Origin of the sequence: Cupriavidus sp. SK-4 (assembly GCF_000611125.1) — a bacterium.
Taxonomy (GTDB): domain Bacteria; phylum Pseudomonadota; class Gammaproteobacteria; order Burkholderiales; family Burkholderiaceae; genus Cupriavidus; species Cupriavidus necator.
The window spans coordinates 57970-65803 of sequence record NZ_JFJW01000116.1; the positions used below are offsets into that span (position 1 = coordinate 57970).

The 7834-nt window shown below is 68.8% G+C and carries 9 protein-coding genes; 6 read left to right on the forward strand and 3 right to left on the reverse strand.

Annotated features, from left to right (window positions below; genetic code table 11):
- Nucleotides 1–154: 154 nt before the first annotated feature.
- Together CF68_RS24730 and CF68_RS24735 are read right to left on the reverse strand one after the other, a co-directional pair.
- Nucleotides 155–1141 carry an alpha/beta hydrolase fold domain-containing protein gene (locus CF68_RS24730; protein ID WP_035823959.1) on the reverse strand — a complete coding sequence of 329 codons (987 nt, stop codon included), beginning with the start codon at nt 1139–1141 and terminating at the stop codon, nt 155–157.
- 131 nt (nt 1142–1272) lie between these two features.
- Nucleotides 1273–1731, reverse strand: a complete 459-nt coding sequence (locus CF68_RS24735; protein ID WP_035823962.1) for an HU family DNA-binding protein — start codon at nt 1729–1731, stop codon at nt 1273–1275.
- A gap of 349 nt (nt 1732–2080) precedes the next feature.
- On the opposite strand from CF68_RS24735, the gene CF68_RS24740 reads away from it, so the two are divergent.
- Genes CF68_RS24740 through CF68_RS24750 form a run of 3 tightly spaced genes read left to right on the forward strand, consistent with a single transcriptional unit; the run spans nt 2081 to nt 4463 of the window.
- Nucleotides 2081–2431, forward strand: a complete 351-nt coding sequence (locus CF68_RS24740) for a PepSY domain-containing protein (protein WP_035823965.1) — start codon at nt 2081–2083, stop codon at nt 2429–2431.
- A gap of 16 nt (nt 2432–2447) precedes the next feature.
- Nucleotides 2448–3122: a response regulator transcription factor gene (locus CF68_RS24745; protein ID WP_035823968.1), complete on the forward strand. Its 675-nt coding sequence runs from the start codon at nt 2448–2450 to the stop codon at nt 3120–3122.
- Complete coding sequence (locus tag CF68_RS24750) at nt 3123–4463, forward strand: sensor histidine kinase (RefSeq protein WP_035823970.1); 1341 nt, start codon at nt 3123–3125, stop codon at nt 4461–4463.
- On the opposite strand, the gene CF68_RS24755 is transcribed toward CF68_RS24750, so the two are convergent.
- Nucleotides 4464–4961, reverse strand: coding sequence for a DUF962 domain-containing protein (locus CF68_RS24755; RefSeq protein ID WP_035823971.1), 498 nt, complete (start codon nt 4959–4961; stop codon nt 4464–4466).
- Between the two features lie 216 nt (nt 4962–5177).
- Between CF68_RS24755 and CF68_RS24760 the strand changes: the two genes are divergently transcribed.
- The 3 genes from CF68_RS24760 to CF68_RS24770 all read left to right on the forward strand — a co-directional run bounded on the left by CF68_RS24760 (nt 5178) and on the right by CF68_RS24770 (nt 7794).
- Complete coding sequence (locus CF68_RS24760; RefSeq protein WP_035823973.1) at nt 5178–5930, forward strand: Crp/Fnr family transcriptional regulator; 753 nt, start codon at nt 5178–5180, stop codon at nt 5928–5930.
- A gap of 27 nt (nt 5931–5957) precedes the next feature.
- Nucleotides 5958–6824 (forward strand): arylamine N-acetyltransferase, encoded by an 867-nt coding sequence (locus CF68_RS24765; RefSeq protein ID WP_035823976.1) that lies wholly within the window; start codon nt 5958–5960, stop codon nt 6822–6824.
- Between the two features lie 205 nt (nt 6825–7029).
- Nucleotides 7030–7794 carry an SDR family oxidoreductase gene (locus CF68_RS24770; protein WP_035823979.1) on the forward strand — a complete coding sequence of 255 codons (765 nt, stop codon included), beginning with the start codon at nt 7030–7032 and terminating at the stop codon, nt 7792–7794.
- Nucleotides 7795–7834 lie beyond the last annotated feature (40 nt).

Genomic DNA, 7834 nt, shown 5'->3' on the forward strand with positions numbered 1-7834 from the left:
AAGACTCCGGAAGCTCTGTCATGGGGAGCGCCCCCGCACCCATGACCTGACCGATTCTAGGGGGGCGCCCGTCGTGTCCATTTGACGCAGGTTAAACTTGCTCCAGTCAGGTCCAGTTGCGGCCAGCCTGGCATGAATCACCGGGCGGCCGGCATCAACCCGGGTCGGTCACCTCCTGCGGGGCAACGGCTGTGCGCACAGGCGCCAGCCCGTCCCTGCCCTCCGTGCCATGCGCGTCGTCGGCAAGCACCGACCGCACAATCTCGGCAAACGCCGCGTCCGCTTCCGGCATCGGCAGCAGCATCCAGACGTGGAACATTCCCTCGCCCTCGTGATACCGAAGCGGCAGGCCTTGCTCGTCGGCCATCTGGCGGAACTTCCTGCAGTCGGGCAGCAGGATGTCATGGGTGCCGATGAACAACGTGGTGGGCGGCAGCCCGCGCAACACACCGTGCATGGGACTGACCTGCGGCAAGGTGACCGGATCCGCGCCGGCATAGACGCGCCCGCATTCAATGCCCCCGGGGCGTGACAGCATCGGGTCGAACGGCTCCAGGGCATCGATGCCGGGATTGTCGCCGGTGGCATCCAGGAACGGCGACAGCAACACCAGGCGCCGCGGCAGCGGCTGGCCGCTGTCGCGCAGCACCTGTGCCAGCGCCAGCGCCATGCCGCCGCCAGCGGAATCGCCCATGACGGTCAGGTTTGTGCCCGGATAGCGCTGCTGCAGCGCCTGCCACAGCGGCACCATGGCCGCGAACACGTCGCGGTGGGTATGTTCAGGCGCCAGCGGATAGACCGGCACCGTCACCGCGCAGCCCAGCGCGTCCACCAGCTTGCCGATGAAATCCCAGTGCTGGCTGACGATGTCGAATACATAGCCGCCGCCGTGCAGGTAAAGGATATGACGGGCTTTACCATGCGCAGGCCCGCTCCTGGGCTGCACGGTGTACACCTCCATCCCGGCGATCCGCTCCTCGCTGACCGCGTGCCGCGCGCGCAGGCGCCGGGACGGATAGGCGCGTCCGACGATACGGCGCCGCCGGATTTCATCATGGAGCGCCTGCGCGCTGGCAAACCGCTGCTTGCGGCGGACCAGGCGCAAGGCAAGCCGCCACAGCTGGCTTTGCAGACTTGGCATCGTGTCTCCTCCCGCGCCGGTCTGTCGCCGGCGGCTGAAAATGCAGGAACGCGCGGCACGTATTGCGCTCGCGCATAAAAAAAAAGGAGCCGACAAGCGGCTCCTTTTTTGTCAGGACAACGTGGCGCAGATCAGGCTGCGGCGTCCTTCAGCTTCTTCAGCGGACGGACCTTGACCTTGACGCTGGCCGGCTTGGCCGGGAACCAACGCTCTTCGCCGGTGAACGGGTCCTTGCCGAAGCGCTTCTTCTTGGCCGGCACTTGCTGGGCCGTGACCTTCAGCAGGCCGGGCAGCGTGAATTCGCCAGCGCCCTTCTTGTTCAGCGCGCCGATGATGGTGGTTTCCAGGTGGGCCAGCACCGTCTTTACGGCCTTGGCTTCCAGTTGGGTCTGGGCTACCAGGTGAGCGACCAGGCTCGACTTGTTGAAGGTGTCCTTCAGCGGGCGCGCAACGGGCGCAGCGGCGAGAGCAGCCTTCTTGGCCGGCGTGGCCTTCTTGGCGGCAGCCTTCACGGGTGCCTTGGTTGCCGCGGCCTTCTTGGCAGCGGGCTTGGTTGCAGTCTTCGCGGTCGGTTTCGCTTTGGTCGCCATATCGATATTCGTAAGTTGAACAGATGGGTGTCGGCAGGTGTTTCGCATTGCTTCTCAGCGTTGCGCAATCGTCTTCTCGACGCCCACTGAATCATAGCGGAAAGTACCGTAAGTCAAGGGGTTTTCGTGCATGCGAAACGTAAAACCCCGTGAAAACCCCGGGTTTTGTCGCGGCTTTGCCTCAGTGGAAACGCGAATACGGCCTACGTACCCCCGTTTTGGCGTTCGCGGCGGCCTCTTCGGTGCCTGCGCGCGCAGCGATGCGCATGCCGCAGCGAGACCGTTTGCTGCCTGTTCACGAGGGCTCCGTTCAGCCCGCATTCAGGCAAATTGATGCAAACTCCAGGCCATGAAGTTCTATTTCCCGGCCCTCCCGCGCCCCCGCGTGCTGGTTGCTGCGGCGCTGCTGGCGCTGGCGGCGATGCCGGCCGCGCACGCCGACAAGGACGCCGACCGCGCCCGCGCGGCCGTGCAGTCGGGCGAAATCCTGCCGCTGTCGCGCATCCTGGAAACGGTATCGCGCCAGTACGCGGGCGACGTGATCGGCGTGGAGCTGGACCGCGACGACGGCATCTGGCAGTACGAGGTCAAGCTGCTGTTGCCGGGCGGTTCGGTAGCCAAGCTCGAGTACGATGCACGCACGGCCGCCCTGCTCAAGGCCAAGGGGCGTGGGCTGGAAGACGCCCGCCGCAAACCCTGACCAACAGGAGACCCCGATGCGCATCTTGCTGGTCGAAGACGAAGCCGCCCTCGCCGCCCAGGTCCGTGCCAGCCTGGCCGACGCCGGCTATGCCGTCGACGTGGCCGCGGACGGCCTGGACGCCTGCCACCTGGGCGAGCAGGAGCCCTACGACGCCGTCATCCTGGACCTGGGCCTGCCGCGGCTGGACGGCCTTTCGGTGCTGCGCCGCTGGCGCGCCGCGCAGGTCAGCGTGCCGGTGCTGATCCTGACCGCGCGCGACAGCTGGACCGAGAAGGTCGAAGGCATCGATGCCGGCGCCGACGACTACCTGACCAAGCCATTCCGCATGGAAGAACTGCTCGCGCGCATCCGCGCGCTGATCCGGCGCGCGCACGGCATGCCGGCGCCGGAGCTGCAATGCGGCCCGGTGCTGATGAATCCGCGCGCAGGCACGGTCACCGTCGACGGCACGCCGGTGGCACTGACCTCGCATGAATTCCGCGTGCTGGACTACCTGATGCACCATCCCGGCGCCATCGTCAGCAAGACCGCGCTGACCGAGCATATCTATGCCCAGGACTTCGACCGCGACAGCAACACCATCGAGGTCTTTGTCGGGCGGCTGCGCCGCAAGCTTGGCGTGGACGTCATCGAGACCGTGCGCGGCCAGGGCTACCGGCTGCGGCCGCCGTCGCAGCTGCAGCCCTAGATGCCGGCCCGCCTGCGCCGATCCCTTGCGCTGCGCCTGCTGACAGTGGCGGCGATCTGGCTGGCAGCGGCGCTGGGCGTCAGCGGCTGGCTGCTGTCGACACTGTTCGAGCGCCACGTCAACAACACCTATGTGCGCCAGCTCGACCACCAGCTGGCGGGCCTGGCCGCGGCGCTGGACTGGAGTGCCGACGGCAAGCTGATCCTCACCCGTACCCCTGCCGATCCCCGCTACGAGCTGCCCTACTCCGGCACCTACTGGCAGGCGCGCGCGCCGGGCGCGCTGCTGCGCTCGCGCTCGCTGTGGGATACGGAAATGCCGGTGACGGTGGAGCGCCGCCTTGCCGGCGCCCAGGCCGACGTGCGCCAGGGGCCCAGCAACCAGTCGTTGCTGGTGGTGTCGCGGCAACTGGTGCTGCCGTCCGCGGATACCCCGGTGGAGATCTCGGTGGCACTGGACCGGACCGAGCTGCGCGCCGCGCGCCGCAGCTTCAACCGGACGCTGGCGTGGTCGCTGACGGCGCTGGGGCTGGGGCTGATGCTGGCGGTCGCGGCGCAGGTGAAGTTCGGCCTGGCGCCGCTGGCGCGGCTGAGGCGCGCGCTGGGCACGATGCAGGCGCGGCGCGAGGCACGCCTGGGCGGCAACTGGCCCACCGAAGTCGAACCCCTGGTGGCCGAGATCAATGCCCTGCTGGCACGCAACGCCCAGGCGCTGGAACGCTCGCGCCGGCAGGCGGCGGACCTGGCGCACGCGGTCAAGACGCCGCTGGCAGTGCTCGCCAACGAGGCCGCGGCGCTGCCGGGGGCACCGGCGCAAGCCGTGGCGGCGCAGGTCGAAGCGATGCGCCGGCAGGTCGACCGTCACCTGGCGCGTGCACGCGCCGCGGGCGCCGCGGCGGCGCGCGGCCAGCGCATCGATGCCGTCCCGCCGGTACGGGAGCTGACGCGCGCACTGGCGCGGCTGCACGCTGAGCGCGCGCTGGCGCTGACGGTTGAAGGCGCCGGGCACTTTGCCGGCGACCGGCAAGACCTGGTCGAAATACTCGGCAACCTGCTCGACAATGCCTGCCAGTGGGCGCGCACGCGCGTGCGCGTCACGCTGCAGGAAGCGGATGGCGAGCTCGAAATACTGGTCGAGGACGACGGCCCCGGCATGCCGCCGGAGGCGCAGGCACTGGCCACCGCCCGCTTTGGCCGGCTCGACGAGGCCGCCGCCGGCAGCGGGCTGGGCCTGGCGATCGTGACGGAAATCGCCGCGATGTACGACGGCAGCCTGGCGCTGGCATCGAGCCCGCTGGGCGGGCTGGCCGCCCGGCTGCGGCTGCCGGCGGGGCTGCCCTGATCAGTGCGCGCGGGCGGCCATGGCCTCGCGCGTGTCGCGTGCCAGCCCCAGCGCAAAGGCGGTTTCAGCCACCAGGAACAGCGGACCGATCAGCAGGCCGACCAGGTCGTCGACGAAGGCCGGCTTGCGCCCCTCGTAATAGTGGCCGATGAACTGGATCACCCATCCCACCACGAACAGGCCAAGGCCGATGGCAAGCCACCAGGCGGTGGGCATCGCCGCAATGTGCGCCCCGGCATAGAGGAAGAACGCCAGGATGACCGCCATCGCCACCCCGAACACCAGTGACAGGCGCAGGTAGAACAGGCACGACAGGATGTACAGCAGCATCGCCGGCGTCAGGTAGGCAGAGCCGTCGCCCAGCGGCAGCGCCGGGCGCGCCAGCAGGGTCGTCACTGCCAGCACGATCATCGGAATGCCGATGAAGTGCGTAAAGACGTTGCGCGGGTCGCGATGGTAGGCGGCGTAGTTGGCCAGGTGTTCGATCAGGGTTTTCACGGGGGCGTCTCCTTGTATGCGCAGGCGTGCGCGCGCCGTGCCGCCAGGGCGGCCGGACGCTGCCGCCTGCTGCTGCGCGGCGGGCGCGATGTGGATTTATAGTAGTGGGCGCGCACGGTCTGGTCTGTCAGGTTTTTGACAGTCCGGACGGTCGCAGCGTGCCCGTGTGTGTCCCTGCTGACACCCGGCACAGCCCCCACCTGAAAGGAGACCGGCATGGGACTGGCGAGCCCGCCGCAACGCCCCCAATCGCAACTCGCCGGCGCACTGCCCGGCGCGGTGCCGCCGCGCGACGATGCGCTTGCTGCCGTACGTGCCGGCGCCTGGTTCAGCCAGTTGCCGCCCGCACTGCGCCAGGCACTGCTCGATGACGGCAGCCTGCGCCGGCTGGTGGCCGGCGAGACGCTCTTTGCCCGCGGCGACCGTTTCGACGGCCTGTATTGTGTCGCCAGCGGCACCATGCAGATCCACGCCAGCGGCGAATCGGGCAAGGCGGCGTTGCTCGGCCTGCTGGAGCCCGGCACCTGGTTCGGCGAGATCTGCCTGTTCGACGGCCTGCCGCGCACCCACGACGCGCGCGCGGTCAGCGCCACGACGCTGTGGCACGTGCCGCGCGCCAGCCTGGAACGGCGCCTGGCGCAACAGCCGGTCTGGTGGCAGGCTTTCGGGCAATTGCTGGCAGCCAAGACGCGCCAGGCCTTCAATTATGTCGAGGAAGCGCAGTTGCTGCCGCCGGCGGCCCGCATCGCCCGGCGCCTGGCCGCGATCGCGCATGGCTACGGCAACCTGCCGCAGGCCCAGGCCACGCAGCGCGTGCGCATCCCGCAGGAGCAACTGGCGCAGATGCTGGGCCTGTCGCGCCAGACCGTGAATCACGCGCTGCGCGAACTGGAAGCGCGCGGGCTGCTGCGGCTGGAGTATGGCGGCATCGAACTGCTTGACCTGCCGGCGCTGGAAGCTCTCAACTGAACGCATCGCACCGGAGCCCCGCACACCATGATGACCCTGGACGCACCCCAACTGGACGCCTGGCTGGCACGCCTCGGCATTGCCGCCCCGCCCTCGCCCACGCTGGAAGCGCTCGATATCGTACTGGCCGCGCACCTGGCCAGCATTCCGTTCGAGAACATCGATCCACTGCTGCGCCGGCCAGTACGGATCGAGCCGGATGCAGTCTTCGACAAGCTCGTCACGCGCCGGCGCGGCGGGTATTGCTTTGAGCTCAATACGCTGCTGGCGGCCGGGCTGGGCGCGCTCGGCTACGCCGTGACGCCGCTGGCCGCGCGCGTGCGCTGGGGCGTTCCCGACGATGTGCCGACCGCGACCTCGCACATGCTGCTGCGCGTGGAGGTGGCGCATCGCAGCTATCTGGCCGATGTCGGCTTCGGCGGCCCCACGCCATACCAGGCGATGCCGCTGTCCGAGCCGGCCGATGACAGCTTCCCATACCGGCTGGCCCCTTCGCCGCCGGAGGCCGCCGCCACCGCGTTCCACAGCTACGACCTGGAGGCGCGCGGCGATGCCGGCTGGATCAAGATCTACCGTTTTGACCTGACGCCGCAGCCGTGGATCGATTTCGTGCCGCGCAACTGGTATGTATCGACGCACCCTGACAGCGTGTTCCTGCAGCGGCTGATGGCCGCGCGCACCGACGGCGGCACCCGCGTGACGCTGGCCGACGGCGACCTGGCCGAGCGCGCACCGGACGGCACCGTTCACCGAACGCGGCTGGCCTCGCCCGAGGCCGTGGTGCAGGCCTTGTCGGATCGCTTTGGCGTGCTGCTGGACGATGACCTGCGGCGTGGCCTGGCCGACGCCCTGCCAGCGCTGCTGGCGCCCGCAACGGCATCCTCCGGCACCTGAGCCGCCATTATTCCGCTATGCAGCATGCCTGCCATGCACGGCGCGCATTGCCCGCAGAAAGAATCCTGATATGGCCGGCGCACGGCACCCGGGCCTGTGGACTGGGGCCAGCGGCGCCACCATAATGTCCCGGCGATGCTGCCTGCGGGCACGTCGCCAGGACAAAGCCGGCCCCTGACGCCGGCGCAGCCATACAGGAGACTCCATGTCATTGTTTGATCTGACGGGCAAGGTTGCCATCGTCACCGGCTCCTCGCGCGGGATTGGCCGCGCCATCGCCGAGCAGATGGCCGTCCAGGGCGCCAAGGTGGTCATTTCTTCGCGCAAGATCGAGGCCTGCCAGGAAGTGGTGGATGCCATCAACGCCCGTCACGGCGCCGGCACCGCGATCGCGATCCCTGCCAATATTTCTTCGAAGGACGACCTGCAGCGCCTGGTCGACGAGACCAACCGCGCCTTCGGCAAGATCGACGTGCTGGTCTGCAATGCCGCGTCCAACCCGTACTACGGGCCCATGAGCGGCGTGTCGGACGACCAGTTCCGCAAGGTGCTGGACAACAACGTCATCTCCAACCACTGGCTGATCCAGATGGTGGCCCCACAGATGATCGACCGCAAGGACGGCTCGATCATCATCGTGTCGTCGATCGGCGGCCTGCGCGGCTCGCCCACCATCGGCGTGTACAACATCTCCAAGGCCGCTGACTTCCAGCTGGCGCGCAACCTCGCCGTCGAGTTCGGGCCGCACAATGTGCGCGTGAACTGCATCGCGCCGGGGCTGATCAAGACCGACTTTGCGCGCGCGCTGTGGGAAGATCCCGAGCGCTACAAGCAGTCCACCCAGGGCGCCCCGCTGCGCCGCATCGGCGAACCCGTCGAGATCGCCGGGGCGGCGGTCTACCTGGCCTCGGCAGCCAGCACCTTCATGACCGGCCAGGCGCTGGTCGTGGACGGTGGCGTGACCATCTGAGCGTCTGACCCCAGCGTTGCGGGCGCCGGCCTGAAGGCCG